The organism is Nocardia sp. bgisy134, assembly GCF_057708325.1.
The window spans coordinates 58,253-71,781 of sequence record NZ_JBYIRW010000003.1; the positions used below are offsets into that span (position 1 = coordinate 58,253).

At 69.5% G+C, this 13,529-nt stretch carries 14 protein-coding genes; 8 read left to right on the forward strand and 6 right to left on the reverse strand.

Annotation, left to right across the window (positions count from 1 at the left end; genetic code table 11):
• Nucleotides 1-118: 118 nt before the first annotated feature.
• Nucleotides 119-1,393 carry an RNA 5'-3' helicase PhoH2 gene (gene phoH2, locus AC3ERS_RS06900; RefSeq protein ID WP_431965371.1) on the reverse strand — a complete coding sequence of 425 codons (1,275 nt, stop codon included), beginning with the start codon at nt 1,391-1,393 and terminating at the stop codon, nt 119-121.
• Nucleotides 1,394-2,036: 643 nt separating this feature from the next.
• Here phoH2 and AC3ERS_RS06905 point away from each other — a divergent pair.
• Nucleotides 2,037-2,309: a hypothetical protein gene (locus tag AC3ERS_RS06905; RefSeq protein ID WP_357452528.1), complete on the forward strand. Its 273-nt coding sequence runs from the start codon at nt 2,037-2,039 to the stop codon at nt 2,307-2,309.
• A gap of 93 nt (nt 2,310-2,402) precedes the next feature.
• Here AC3ERS_RS06905 and AC3ERS_RS06910 read toward each other — a convergent pair whose 3' ends face one another.
• Together AC3ERS_RS06910 and AC3ERS_RS06915 are read right to left on the reverse strand one after the other, a co-directional pair.
• Complete coding sequence (locus tag AC3ERS_RS06910) at nt 2,403-2,828, reverse strand: limonene-1,2-epoxide hydrolase family protein (protein ID WP_431964654.1); 426 nt, start codon at nt 2,826-2,828, stop codon at nt 2,403-2,405.
• A gap of 78 nt (nt 2,829-2,906) precedes the next feature.
• Nucleotides 2,907-3,662 carry a TetR/AcrR family transcriptional regulator gene (locus AC3ERS_RS06915; RefSeq protein WP_431964656.1) on the reverse strand — a complete coding sequence of 252 codons (756 nt, stop codon included), beginning with the start codon at nt 3,660-3,662 and terminating at the stop codon, nt 2,907-2,909.
• Nucleotides 3,663-3,774: 112 nt separating this feature from the next.
• On the opposite strand from AC3ERS_RS06915, the gene AC3ERS_RS06920 reads away from it, so the two are divergent.
• The 3 genes from AC3ERS_RS06920 to AC3ERS_RS06930 all read left to right on the forward strand — a co-directional run bounded on the left by AC3ERS_RS06920 (nt 3,775) and on the right by AC3ERS_RS06930 (nt 7,336).
• Nucleotides 3,775-4,956 carry an FAD-dependent monooxygenase gene (locus tag AC3ERS_RS06920; RefSeq protein WP_431964659.1) on the forward strand — a complete coding sequence of 394 codons (1,182 nt, stop codon included), beginning with the start codon at nt 3,775-3,777 and terminating at the stop codon, nt 4,954-4,956.
• A gap of 86 nt (nt 4,957-5,042) precedes the next feature.
• A complete protein-coding gene (locus AC3ERS_RS06925; RefSeq protein ID WP_431964661.1) occupies nt 5,043-6,599 on the forward strand; it encodes a hypothetical protein in 1,557 nt (518 codons plus the stop codon).
• On the forward strand, nt 6,599-7,336 hold the full coding sequence (locus AC3ERS_RS06930; RefSeq protein WP_431964663.1) for an ESX secretion-associated protein EspG: 738 nt from the start codon (nt 6,599-6,601) through the stop codon (nt 7,334-7,336). The genes AC3ERS_RS06925 and AC3ERS_RS06930 overlap by 1 nt, the downstream gene beginning before the upstream one ends.
• A 65-nt stretch (nt 7,337-7,401) precedes the next feature.
• Here AC3ERS_RS06930 and AC3ERS_RS06935 read toward each other — a convergent pair whose 3' ends face one another.
• Nucleotides 7,402-8,271 carry a helix-turn-helix domain-containing protein gene (locus AC3ERS_RS06935; RefSeq protein WP_431964665.1) on the reverse strand — a complete coding sequence of 290 codons (870 nt, stop codon included), beginning with the start codon at nt 8,269-8,271 and terminating at the stop codon, nt 7,402-7,404.
• A 102-nt stretch (nt 8,272-8,373) separates the two neighbouring features.
• On the opposite strand from AC3ERS_RS06935, the gene AC3ERS_RS06940 reads away from it, so the two are divergent.
• On the forward strand, nt 8,374-9,411 hold the full coding sequence (locus tag AC3ERS_RS06940; RefSeq protein WP_431964667.1) for an SDR family oxidoreductase: 1,038 nt from the start codon (nt 8,374-8,376) through the stop codon (nt 9,409-9,411).
• Nucleotides 9,412-9,490: 79 nt separating this feature from the next.
• Entirely contained in the window at nt 9,491-10,423 is a 933-nt protein-coding gene (locus tag AC3ERS_RS06945; RefSeq protein ID WP_431964669.1) for an alpha/beta hydrolase, read from the forward strand.
• An 89-nt stretch (nt 10,424-10,512) separates the two neighbouring features.
• On the opposite strand, the gene glyA is transcribed toward AC3ERS_RS06945, so the two are convergent.
• Both glyA and AC3ERS_RS06955 read right to left on the reverse strand, forming a co-directional pair.
• The gene (gene glyA / locus AC3ERS_RS06950; RefSeq protein ID WP_431964671.1) at nt 10,513-11,808 is read right to left on the reverse strand and encodes a serine hydroxymethyltransferase; all 1,296 of its coding nucleotides are present in this window, start codon (nt 11,806-11,808) and stop codon (nt 10,513-10,515) included.
• Between the two features lie 55 nt (nt 11,809-11,863).
• On the reverse strand, nt 11,864-12,421 hold the full coding sequence (locus AC3ERS_RS06955; protein WP_431964673.1) for a TetR/AcrR family transcriptional regulator: 558 nt from the start codon (nt 12,419-12,421) through the stop codon (nt 11,864-11,866).
• Nucleotides 12,422-12,515: 94 nt separating this feature from the next.
• Here AC3ERS_RS06955 and AC3ERS_RS06960 point away from each other — a divergent pair, with 94 nt between their 5' ends.
• Nucleotides 12,516-12,968 (forward strand): PaaI family thioesterase, encoded by a 453-nt coding sequence (locus AC3ERS_RS06960; protein WP_431964675.1) that lies wholly within the window; start codon nt 12,516-12,518, stop codon nt 12,966-12,968.
• A gap of 11 nt (nt 12,969-12,979) precedes the next feature.
• Entirely contained in the window at nt 12,980-13,420 is a 441-nt protein-coding gene (locus tag AC3ERS_RS06965) for a nitroreductase family deazaflavin-dependent oxidoreductase (protein WP_431964677.1), read from the forward strand.
• Nucleotides 13,421-13,529: the final 109 nt, after the last annotated feature.

Here is a 13,529-nt window from a genome sequence, read left to right on the forward strand (position 1 = left end):
CGAATCGCTTCGCGACGCGCCGGACTGCTGCTCAACTGGTAACTCGGCGGATATTACCCACTCGATGTGAGACGAAACACACCCCGAGTATTAGCTCAGGGTGTGTTTGCGCCCCTGCTCATGCGTTCGGGCCGTACTCCTCCAGCATCTCGGTGACCAGCGCCGCGATCGGCGAGCGCTCGCTACGGGTCAGCGTGATGTGCGCGAAAAGCGGGTGTCCCTTGAGCTTTTCGATCACCGCGGCCACGCCGTCGTGCCTGCCGACGCGCAGGTTGTCGCGCTGGGCCACGTCGTGGGTGAGCACGACGCGCGAACCGGTGCCCAGTCGGCTGAGCACCGTGAGCAGCACGTTGCGTTCCAGCGACTGCGCCTCGTCCACGATCACGAAGGAGTCGTGCAGCGAGCGACCGCGAATGTGGGTGAGCGGCAGCACCTCCAGCATGTCGCGGCTGAGCACCTCCTCCATCACCTCGGGCGAGGCGAGGCCGTCGAGGGTGTCGAAGACGGCCTGCGCCCACGGACCCATCTTCTCGCTCTCGCTGCCGGGCAGGTAGCCGAGGTCCTGGCCGCCGACCGCGTAGAGCGGACGGAACACCACGACCTTGCGCTGCGTGCGCCTTTCGAGCACCGCCTCCAGACCGGCGGTCAACGCCAGCGCCGATTTGCCGGTGCCCGCCTTGCCGCCGAGCGAGACGATGCCGACGCTCTCGTCCATCAGCAGATCCAGCGCGATGCGCTGTTCGGCCGAGCGCCCGTGCAGCCCGAAGGCCTCACGCTCGCGCACCAGTTGCACGCGCTTGTCCGGGGTGACCCGGCCCAGCGCGCTCGAGCTCGTGCCGAGCAGCCGGATTCCGGTGTGGCAGGGCAGTTCCCGCGCCTCGTCCAGGTCGATCACCGACTCGGCGTAGAGCTGATCGATCCGAGTGGAGGAGACGTCGATCTCGACCATCCCGGACCAACCGGAGGTCACCACGTCCTGCGCGTGATATCCGTCGGCGTGCAGACCCACCGCGCTCGCCTTGACGCGCAGCGGAATGTCCTTGGACACCATGACGACCTGGCGACCTTCGGCCGCGAGATTCAAGGCGCAGGCCAGGATCCGGGAATCGTTGGTTTCGGTGCGGAAGCCCACCGGCAGAACCGTGGGGTCGGTGTGATTGAGTTCCACCTGCAGCGTTCCGCCCTCGGTGCCGATCGGCACCTGCTCGTCCAGCCTGCCGTGCCGCAGGCGGAGGTCGTCCAGGTTGCGCAGGGCTTCCCTGGCGAACCAGCCCAGTTCGTGGTGGTGCCGTTTGGCCTCGAGTTCGCTGATGACGACCAGCGGGAGGACGACATCGTGCTCGCCGAACCTGGTGAACGCCCAGGGATCGGAGAGCAGGACCGAGGTGTCGATGACGAACGTCTTGGCACCGGGAGTGTGGGAGAGCGAGGGGCGGGCCCCCTTGGTGTCCGAAGAGACAGCGGCGCGCTTTCCTGTGCCAGCGGAACGGGAGGAGTGCGCCGAGGGGGCGGGAACGGAGCGTGCAGCAGTCACGGTGGGCTCCTTTTGTGTCCACACGGCACCCGCGTGGACGATCTCGCTGGACCGGTCCGTCCTTCTGGATCCGACTTGCGTCAGATGCCACGAGGGCCGGGTGCCGGCCCCCTCGTACTGAGTAGCTCAGTCACGGTCAGGACCTCCCGTACGAACCACACCGACGCGGTCCGCATCTCCGAAGTTACCGCCGACTGGCCGGTCTGCGCTCGGGGACCGTGAGGCGTGTCGGTGAAGATCCCGTTAACGCGCGCCTCAGCTCGGCCGCCGGATCTGTTGTCGCCGCAGCTCACCGGAGGCGAACCGTCATCTACGCCCCGGCCATTCGCGGGTTTTCGCCAGAATGCGTCCAGCCCTGCGGACCGCCTCCGTTCCGGCTATGCGCGGGGTCTTCGGCGGACTTCACCCGGCTGCGCCGACCAGGCGCACCTCCGGCTTCAGTTCCGGCAATGCGCGAGATTTTCGACGGACTTCGCCCGCCTGTGCCGACTAAAGTCGAAGCATGGCCGGTAACGAGGAATTCGAGAACCTGTCGTCCAAGGAGCTGCACGACCGGGCGGTGCGGCTGGCCGTGCGCCGCGGTGACATCAAGTACCTGTGGCAGCTGCTCACCCGCATTCCCGCCGCCGAGGCCGCCGCCGGGAACGTCGGCGACAGCGAGGCGGACATCAAGTACGTGCTGCCGCTGCTCGACAATTACATCCACGCGGGCGACGGCGCGGTGGCCGAGCAGCTGCGGCCGTTCTACCTGGACTACCTGATCGCGCATTCGTGACAGCACGGCCGCGGGCAACGCGGCCGCGACCGTCCGGCAATCGGCGCCGAAAGCCGCTGCGCCCCGGGCGAATCGATAACGGCGAGCGTGGATTCAGTGGCGGGCGAACACGGCGCGGAAGAGTCCGACGGCGGTACCGCGCAGGAAATTCTCCCAGCTGAAGTGGTCGTGCCACAGCGCGATTCGGCCGTCGCGCAGTGCGAAGGTGCCGGTCACCCAGAACCCGATCTCCACCCGGCCCAGGCGCAGGTAGTCGGTGCGGTCGGTGAGCACGATGTCACCGTCGCCCGCGATGTGGTGTATGTCGACCCGGAAGCCGAACACCGGCCGGTCGAGCCCGCGCAGCACGCCGCCGACGCGTTGGATGCCGCGCACGTCCGGTAGCGAGGTGTTCTTCCAGACGATGCCCGGGTCGAGCAGTTCCAGCGCCTCGCCGACCGCGCCGAGCTCCAGCGCGGCGAAGAATTCCCGCACGGTGGTGATGGCGTCCTGCTGCAGTTCGGGTTCGTCGTCGGACATGCTTCGACTCTAGGCCCTGTGTCGAGGTCCGGCCGGATGCCTTCGTGAATCGGATCGTCGCCTGGCAAGGCGGAGGACCTATGCCGCCGGGCCGCCCGCTGTGGTGTCGGCGGCCCGGCGCGCCACCAGGACCGCGAGGCCGTCGAGGACGCGCTCGATCCCGAAGGAGAGTGCGTCACCCGGGTCCTGTGTGTAGGGCGGGTGCGCCGCCTCCTCGGCGAAAGCCGCCTTGACCGCGGGATAGCGATCGGCGGCCGCGTCCATCGTCTCGGCGAACTGCCGGACCACCTGCTCGGCGAGATCCGTGTCGCCGACGGCGCCGACCTGCTGGGCGAGGCTGCGCACGTGGCCGTTGAGCAGGACCACGGTGTCCAGCCGCTCGGGCCCGGTGAGCCCCATGCCGTCCATCGCGGTCACGGCGGCCTCCAGCCAGCCCATCTCGTTGGGGCCGATCGGGCGCGCTCCGACCGCGACCTCGATCGTCCACGGGTGCGCGCGGTAGCGCTCGAAGATGGCCAGCGCCCAAGCGCGCAGGGCCGCCCGCCAGCGCTCGGGACCGGAGGCGTTCCCCGGCGGTTCGGGCGGCTCGCCCATCGCGGCGTCGAGCATCAGCGCGATGAGCTGCTCCTTGCCGGGCACGTACCGGTACAGCGACATCTTCGTGTAGCCGAGCCGCTCGGCGAGGCGCTGCATGGACAGGTTGGCCAAGCCCTCGGCATCGGCGAGCGCGATGGCTTCGCCGACGATCCCGCCCAGCGTGAGCGAGGGCTTGGGCCCGCGCCGCGGCGGCTGCCTGGTCCCCCACAGCAGTTCGACGGTGGTCGGTGACGGCATTGGCGAATCCTCCAGGACTGACGGGTTGACCCGGAACTGTGTCTACCATACGCTGATCTGCGTCCGCCGGAAACAGAATACGTCGGACGCAATTCCTATCTCAGGAGAGATCATGCGCAACCTGTCCGTTCTCATCTCCGGCGCCGGGATCGCGGGCCCCTCGCTCGCGTACTGGCTGCGCCGCTACGGCTTCGCCGTCACCGTGGTCGAGCGCGCCGCCGCGCCGCGCCCCGGCGGGCAGGCCATCGATTTCAAGGGCCGCACGCATCGCACCGTGCTGGAGCAGATGGGCGTCTGGGACGAGATCCAGGCGCACCGCACCGGCGCCTCGGACGTCGTGTTCGTCGACGAGCGCGGCACGCGGCTGGCCGTCATGTCCGGCGATTTCACCGGCGGCGACGTCGAGATCCTGCGCGGCGACCTGGCCGAAATCCTGTACCGCCGCAGCGCGAGCGACTGCGAATACGTCTTCGGGGATTCGATCACCGGACTCACCGAGACCGCCGACGGCGTGCAGGTGACCTTCGAGCGCGGACCGGCGCGCACCTTCGATCTCGTCTTCGGCGCCGATGGAATCCATTCCCGGGTCCGGAGTCTGGCGTTCGGGCCGGAGCGCGACTTCGTGCGGCACCTCGGGCACTACTACTGCGTCGCGGGCGCGAGCCCGTGGAGCGACTCGGCGACGCCGCGCGAGCGCGCCGTCGCCTTCGGCTACAACGCGCCCGGGCTGCTCGCGATCAGCGGCGGCTCCAAGGCACAGCAGCTCTATCTGTTCGCCGCACCGGAACTGGAATACGCGCGCGACGACGTCGACGCCCAGCGGCGCATCATCGCCGAGCACTACGCCGGATTGGGCTGGGAGGTGCCGCGGATGCTCGCCGAACTCGCCGAGTTCGACGACGTGTACCTCGATTCGATGGGCCAGGTGCGGATGGACAGCTACACCGCGGGGCGGGTCGCGCTCGTCGGCGACGCGGCGTACGGAAACACGCTGGGCGGCTTCGGAACCGGGCTCGCGGTGGTCGGCGCGTACGTGATCGCGGGCGAACTCGCGCTCGCCGATGGTGACCACGCCGCGGCCTTCGCGCGCTACGACGAGATCATGCGCCGATACGCCAAGATCGCGGGCAACTCCAGCGCAGGCCGGTTCCTCGCGCCGACCACCGCTTTGGGTATCCGGCTGCGCAACTGGTTCCTGGAATCGCGGCTCTTCTCGCTGATGACGAAGTACGGCGACAACGCCGCCAACGACATCGACCTGCGCGACTACCCCGCCCTGCTGGCCGCCCGCTGAACGGATTTCGCGAGTTTCGGTGGAACCGCGCCGGGCTCGGGCGCGTCTATTAGGTTCAAACAGCACTGACGGAAGGGGCCACCGCGATGGCAGTGCATGGCACCGACGGCCGCGCGATCACCAATCCCGAGAACGCGCAGAGCTTTTCCCACGCGGAGATCAAACAAGCCGCGGACCGAATGAATCCCGCCGGGCTGGCGAGCGCCCACGCCTCATGGTCCGCGCTCTCCGCCGCGGTCGGCACGGCGAGCGAACAGTTCGGCTCCGCGCTGCAACGCGCGGTCGAGCAGCGGTGGGAGGGCGCGGCGGCCGATGCGGCGGTGCGCGGCGTCCGCGACTTCGTCGCGCAGCTGGGGGAACTGGGGGCGGCGCTGGGCCGACAATCCGAGCCACTCACGGCGGCGGGGAGCGCCGCCGCCGAATTCAAGGCGGCTATACCGGATGCGGCGGCCGGGAATTCGACGGCGCCCGAGGAGCGCAACGGGCGCGAGGAGCAGGCGCGCGACGACATGCACAGGCTCTACATCCGGCCGTACGGCGCGACGGCGCCGCGCATTCCGACGCTGCCGTCGCCGGTGGGTCCGAGCGGCGGGGGAATGATGGACGGACTGCTCGGCGGAGGTGGGCGTCCGGGGTCCTCGTCCGGGGCGGCGCGGCCGGATGGAGCGCATCCGGTGACCGATTCGGAAGCGGCGGAGGGGGTTTCGGGGTCGCATCGCGACGAGGTGGTCGGCTCGTCGACGTCGTCGGGACAAGGGGCCGACGGGCAGGCATCCACCGGGGTTCAGCCCGGTGCGGGTGCACAGGGTGATCGAACCGGCAACGGAGCCCGACCGGAGGCGGGAGACCCGATCTGGAGCGGTGCGCAACCGGGGAACGGCGCACAGTCCGACCCTGGTGCGCAACCGGAGCCCGGCAAACCGCCCGAGTCCCATGCGCAGCCCGAGGGCGACGCGCCGCCGCCCGATACCGGAAACCGACCCGGTGGTGGAGGCGAGCCCGAGGGCGGACCGCCTTCGGATACCGGAGCGCACGGGTCGGCGGTGACCAAGCCGGAGACCGGCCAGGGAGACGAATCGGAACCGTCACCCGGCGCGAACGCTCAACCGCATGCCGATACGGATTCCGTCGCCGCGCAGTCTGTCTCGTCGCCGACAAGCACCCCATCGGCACCGCCGTCCCCCTCGCCCGCACCTTCCTCGTCACCCACGCCTTCCCCCGCACCTGTCTTCTCGACGCCGACCACTCCCCTCGCACCCACCGCCCCGCTCGGCGCATCCCCCGTCGCGAGTCCGCCGTCTCCCCTCGCTTCCGCCACGCTCCACGAAACCTCCGCCCGACCCGCCGCGCCCGTCCCACTCGGATCCACCAGCGCTCCGGCGACGCCGCCACCCGGGCCCGGCTCCTCGGTACCCGCCCAACCCGCGGCCGCCCCGAACTCCGCACCGCCGTCGGGCGTTCCGGCCCGTCCGGGCGCTCCCGGTGCCACCGGCTACGCGGGCGTGATGCCGTCCGCTCCCCGGACCCGCACCGAGGAGGACGGCGAACACCGGACGGCGCGGTACCTGCGTTCCGAGGAGCACGGCCAAGAACTGATCGGCGAGACGCCCAAGACCGTCCCGCCCGCTTTGGGAGCCGACTGATGGCGCAGTGGACACTCTCGGCCGAACAGTTCGCGGCGGTGTGGTTCGGCACCGGTCTGGATCGGATGCCCTTCCCCTTCCGCTTCACCAGCCGCTACCCCGGCCTCCGCGAGTACCAGGCCTTCCAGCGCGATTTCCGCACCGAGCTGGATCACGACGAGCACATGCCGCTGCGCCGCGCCATCGGTGTGCTGGCCCGACCCGATTGGCGCATCGAGCTTTTCGGCATCGACAACCGGCGGGGCGGCGCCGAGCTGCGCGCCATTGGCTGCGCGCACCGGGGCGGTTCCGGCGTCGTCGCGTTGCAGAACCCGGCGCCCGACGGCGGGAAGATCCGCCTGCGCCGCTGCCGAACCGACCAGCTCGCCACCGAACTCGTCCGGCTGCTTCCCGACCACGAACCGGGGACCGTCGCCGAAAGGACCTATCTCCTGGACGATCTCGCCGACGACCGCCCCGACCCCTTCGGCTCGGCACCGGCCGCCGGGACCCGGGACCGCTACCGCCGCTTCTGGCGGCAGTCGTGCACCACCCGAGGCACCGTCACCGTTCTGCTCGGCCCCCGCAACGCCGACCCACTGCGCACCGGCAAACTCCGCTGGATCGACACCGACGACGGGCGCTACTGCGAGATCCCCGCCAACCGCGCCCTCATGATCCGCCCCGGCTCCAGCGCCGACATCGGCCGCTACCTGGACGAATCGATCATCCGAGCGCGGGCCCGCATGGACGGGTAGCCATTCGTCACCGAGCCCGTCCGCAATCGTGACGACCAGTGCGATGGCCTCGGTCGACAGCCGGGTCAGGTAGCTGCGTCGGCGCTCTTGTCGGTGGCCACGTCACGAGCTGTTGCTGGGGGCAGGGTGGCGGAGGCGAGGATCGCGAGTTTGTCGGCGTCGTCGCTTCCGGTGTCGGCGTGGTACATGACGAGCATCATTCCGTTGGTACTGGTGATGAGGAGCTTCTCGCGGTTGAGAACCAGGCGGCCGACCTGGGGGTGGTCGAAGCGCATGAGCGTGCCCTGTCGCGGTTTGACGTCGTGCCGGGCCCAGAGCCGGAGGAAGCGGGGGCTGGCGAGGGAAAGTTCGCCGACGAGCTCGATGAAGCGGGGATCGTCGATGTCGGTGCCGACCGACTGTCGGAAGCCCGCGATCAGACCCTCGGTGGCGATCTCCCAGTCCGGGAACAGGGAGCGCTCGGCGGGGTCGAGGAACACGTCGCGCAGCCTGTTGGCTCCGACCGTGAGGCGCGGCGACAGCGCCGTGGCCAGGGGATTGGCGGCGAGGACGTCGAGGTAGCGCCCTTCCACGAACGCTGGCAGCGGAAGAGTTCCCAGAAGCTTCACGATGCTGGGCGGCACGGTCTCCTTGACCGGTCGCCGCCGGCGTCGGGGCTTGTCGGCGGCGAGCCCGAGCAGGTAAGCGCTGGTGTCCTCGTCGAGTTGCAGTACGCGGGAGATGGATTCGAGGACCTGGACCGAAGGCTTGCGGTCGCGGCCTTGCTCGAGGCGCAGGTAGTAGTCGGCGCTGATGCCGGCGAGCATGGCGACCTCCTCGCGGCGCAGGCCGGGGACCCGCCGCACACCCAGGACGGGGATCCCGACCTGCTCAGGGGTCACGAGCTCGCGGCGGGCGCGCAGGTAATCGCCCAGCAAGTTCTGTTCACCGGTCACGTCCCCACCGTAATCCGCGAGGCCGGAACGTGACTGGTCCTGACACCCCCAGGAACGCGAAGGCGCTGGCTGTCGGCCTGCCCGACACGGAACATGGCGGTTATGACCCAGCAACTCGTGCTTGTCACCGGCGGATCGGGCTTCATCGCCGGTCACTGCATTCTCCAACTCCTCGAACAGGGCTACCGCGTGCGCACCACGGTCAGGTCCCTGCGCCGCGAGCCCGCTGTGCGATCCGTGCTCACCGACGCGGGCATGGCGAGCGGCGACAACTTGAGCTTCGCCGCCGCCGACCTCACTGACGACGCCGGCTGGGCCGAAGCCGTCGCCGACGTCGACTTCGTACTGCACGTCGCCTCCCCCGTCCAACCCGGACACGTCCACATCGAGGACGACCTGGTCCTCCCCGCCCGCGAAGGCGCCCTGCGAGTCCTGCGCGCCTCCCGCGACGCCGGTGTCGAGCGCGTCGTCCTCACCTCCGCGTTCCACGCCGTCAGCTGGGGCCACCCGCACGACGGCCACGTCTTCACCGAGGCCGACTGGACCCTCCTCAACGGCCCCGGCGTCGACGCGTACGCCAAGAGCAAGACCCTCGCCGAGCGTGCCGCCTGGGACTTCATCGACGCCGAGGGGGGTTCGATGGAACTGTCCACGTTGCTCCCCGTCGCAACGATGGGGCCTGTCATGGGCGCGGACGTCTCGGGTTCGAACCACCTCATCCAGGCGCTACTGGGCGGCGAAATGCCTGGTCTCCCAAACCTTTTCATCCCGATCGTCGATGTACGCGACGTGGCCGCGGCACATATCCTGGCGATGACGACGCCGGAGGCCGCCAGCCAGCGCTTCCTGCTCTCGAACGGGCCGGCGATCCCGATGAAGGAGATCGCCGCCATCATCAGGGCACACCTCGGCGACGCAGCCGACAACGTCCCGACCCGCAACATCCCGAACATCATCGTGCGGATCGGCGCCGTGTTCTCCACACAACTGCGTTCTGTCGCGCCCGACCTCGGCTACGCCAAGAAGACCTCCAACGAGAAGGCCCGCCGCGTACTGGGCTGGCGGACGCGCAACCCCGAGGACGCCATCATCACCGCCGCGCAGAGCATGACAGCGAAAAACCTGGTGAAAAAGCAGTGAAGAGGACCGCCCCGGCGCCCTGGCTGCACACAAATTGCACCGCCGCCACCAGCGCCGGCAACCGACAGGAACGACCCGCATGAGCAAGCAACAACGCGCCCGGCTCGACGCGATGCTCCGACAGCCCCGACCGCAAGGCCCGCAATCGGTCGAGGCGTTCCGAGACCGATTCAAGGCGACGATGGACCAGATGATCATCCCGGGTGGCCTCCGCACCACGCGGACGACGCTCGGTGACCGACCCGCACTGCACGTCGAGCCGGACAACAACCCACGCCCCGCAACGATCCTGTACTTCCATGGCGGCGGCTGGGTGGCCGGTTCCCCCCAGACCGCGCTCTCGTTGACCGGGAACCTCGTGGCCAAGACCGGGTTCAGGTCGTACTCACTGGACTACCGGCTCGCCCCTGAGCACCCGCTCCCAGCCGCGATCGACGACGCACTCAGCGCCTACCGCGCCCTCCTCGACAGCGGGCACGATCCCTCGGCCATCGCGTTCGCCGGAGACTCCGCCGGCGGCGGCCTCACCGTCACCACCTGCCTCGCCGCCCGCGACGCAGGACTCCCGCTACCCGCCGCGATCGTCGCCTTCTCCCCATCCCTCGACGCCACCGGGTCGGGCGAGAGCATGGACACCAAAGCAGGTATCGACCCGATCTTCACCCGTGAGTACCTCGAGGAAACCATCGCCCCCCTCTACCTCGCCGGGCAGGACCCACACCAGCCGATGGCGAGCCCGGCCCTGTGCGCCGACCCGACAGGTCTCCCGCCGATGCTCCTCCAGGCCGGTACCAACGAGGTCCTCCTGGACGACTCGACCCGTATGGCCGCTCGCGCCCGCGACGCCGGCGTGAACGTGATCCTCGACATCACCGCCGACGTGCCCCACGTCTTCCAGTCCTACGCCGGCGTTCTCGACGAAGCCGACCAGGCACTCGAGCGCGCAGCCCTCTTCCTGACCCAACACATCCGCAGCAGCAACACAGCAGCCACGCCACCACGGTCAGCGTGACCCACGGCGATCCCGCGTCAGTTCCGACAGCGCAGCGAAAGGCGAACGCCCCCACGGTGTCCCGTGAGGGCGTTCGCCAAAGGCACGGCTCAGCCGAGCAGGCGCCAGTCCTCCAGGCCCTGGTAGAGCGGCACGCTCTGGGCCAGCTTGGTGACGCGGCCGCGCAGGGTCTCGACGTCGGAGCCGCCGACCAGTGCGGTGGCGATGGTGTCGGCGACCTCGGTGAACTCGGCGTCGCCGAAGCCGCGGGTGGCCAGTGCGGCGGTGCCGATGCGCAGGCCGGAGGTGACCATCGGCGGGCGCGGGTCGAACGGAACGGCGTTGCGGTTCACCGTGATACCGATCTCGTGCAGCAGATCCTCGCCCTGCTGGCCGTCGATCGCGGAGTTGCGCAGGTCGACGAGCACCAGGTGCACGTCGGTGCCGCCGGTGAGCACGCTGATGCCCTTGTCCTTGACGTCGGCGCCGTTGAGGCGCTCGGCCAGGATCTTGGCGCCCGAGAGGGTGCGCTCCTGGCGGTCACGGAACTCGTCGGTGGCGGCGATCTTGAACGCGGCGGCCTTGGCGGCGATGGCGTGCATGAGCGGGCCGCCCTGCTGGCCCGGGAACACCGAGCTGTTCAGCTTCTTGGCGAACTCCTGCTTGGCCAGGATCAGGCCGGAACGCGGACCACCGAGGGTCTTGTGCACGGTGGAGGAGACGACGTCGGCGTAGGGCACCGGGGAGGGGTGCAGACCGGCGGCGACCAGACCGGCGAAGTGTGCCATGTCCACCCACAGGTAGGCGCCCACCTCGTCGGCGATCTCGCGGAATGCGGCGAAGTCCTGGTGACGCGGGTAGGCCGACCAGCCCGCGACGATCACCTTCGGCTGTGCCTCCAGCGCGATCTTGCGGACCTCGTCCATGTCGACGCGGTGGTCTTCCTTGCTCACCCCGTACGAGTGCACCTCGTAGAGCTTGCCGGAGAAGTTCAGCCGCATGCCGTGAGTCAGGTGACCGCCGTGCGCGAGGTCGAGGCCGAGCAGCTTCTCACCCGGGTTCATCAGCGCCATCAGCACCGCGGCGTTGGCCTGCGCACCGGAATGCGGCTGCACGTTCGCGAATTCGGCGCCGAACAGTTCCTTGACGCGGTCGCGGGCGAGGGTCTCGACGACATCGACGTGCTCGCAGCCACCGTAGTAGCGACGGCCCGGGTAGCCCTCGGCGTACTTGTTGGTCAGCACGCTGCCCTGTGCCTGCAGCACGGCGCGCGGCACGAAGTTCTCCGAGGCGATCATTTCCAGGGTGTCGCGCTCGCGGGCGAGCTCGCCTGCCATCGCGGCAGCGAGCTCGGGATCGAGCTCACCGAGGGACTGGGTATTGACAGAGGCGGTCGTCTGCGTCACGGGCCTCAGTCTATTGGGGCCTGGTCGGGCTTCCGGCAGGGGGTTGGCGGTCCGTTCACCCGGCGCGGAGCAAGATCACGAGGTTGTCCCGTACATCGTCGAGCGGGCGGGTCGATTTCGTCGCGCGCGCCTGGACGATCGCACCCTCCACGGCGCTGATCACGAAGCTCGCCAGTGAGCTCGCTCGCGCGGCGTCGACGCCGCGGTTCGTCAGGGCGGCGGCCAGCACTTCGGTCCAGCCCGCGAAGGCGATGCCCGCGGCGGCCTGCACACCGGGCTCGGATTCGGCCAGCGCGGCGCCGACGACCGGACAACCGGCGACGAAGCCGCTGGACTCCAATGCCTGCTTCCACCAGCCGACCAGCGCGCCGACCCAGCCCTCCGGCTCGCCGGTCCGGGTCAGCGCTTCGATGACGGCCGACATCCTGCGGCCCGCCACCTCGGTCGCGGTCGCGACCAGCTCGCTCTTGCCCGAAGGAAAGTGCTGGTAGAGCGAGTTGCGCGAGGTATTGCTCCGGTCGAGCAGCGCGGCCAGCCCTGCGCCGTGCACACCCTGCTCACGCACCAGTTCGATGGCGCCCTCGATCAACCGCGCGCGCGGACCCTGCGTCATGACCTTCCTCTCCGGCAGCTTGCGTGAACCGATCGGTCCATGCTCCAATCATGACAGATGTGGACCGATCGGTTCATCGAAAGGACGGAAATCCATGAATGCGCCCGCGCAGATCGATCCGGCCCGCCTTTCGGGCCTCGAATTGCTGAAGATCGCGATGACGCTGAAGGACCGTCCGCCGTTCATCGGCGACCTGCTCGGCATGGAGGCCGAGACGCTCGAGCACGGCAAGGTGGTGTTCAGCCTGCAGACCCGCCAGGAGTTCGCCAATCCGCTCGGCAGCACGCACGGCGGCATCTGCGCGACGCTGCTCGACTCCGTGATGGGCTGCGCGGTGCACAGCACCCTGGAAGCCGGCGTCGGCTACAGCACGCTGGAGCTCAAGGTCAACTACATCCGCTCGGTGCCCACCGACGGCCGCAAGCTCACCGCCACCGGCACCACCATCCACGTCGGTCGCACCACCGCGACGGCCGAGGGTCGCGTCGTCGACGACCAGGGCCGCCTCGTCGCCCACGCCACCACCACCTGCGTCATCTTCCGCTGAGGAGCATCGCCGTGACCGAACGTGACACCCTGCGAAAGTTCAAGCGGGAGAGGCTGATCGGCCGCTACATCGCGAACCCCGCGGTGGCGGCGCTCGACCGGCTCGGCATCCGCACCGCGCTGGTCTCCGAGCTGGAGACCACCGGCGCGAAAACCGGCCTGCCCCGGCGAGTTCCGGTGACGGCGTCGTTCGACGACGCGGGCGCCTGGATCATCTGCCAGCACGGACCGCGTGCGGGCTGGGCGCGCAACATCACCGCCGACCCCCGGGTCCGGCTGCGCCGCGGCGACCGCTGGTACACGGGAACCGCGGCGTTCGTCCCCGACGACGACGTGGTGGCCAGGGCACGCAGCTTCGCCACCGGCAGGATCGCCCGGCCGGTCCTGGCGTGGACGATCAAGGCGCTGGAGACCGAGCCGATCTCGGTGCGCGTCACCTTCTCGGCGGCCTGAGCTCCCTGCCAACGCTTTTGGGGGCAGCTCGGAGCGTAACGAGGCGGATGGGGCGGACCGGTTTCACAGGTGACGTCGTCCCCGTCGAGTCACCGAGGAGATCACCGTG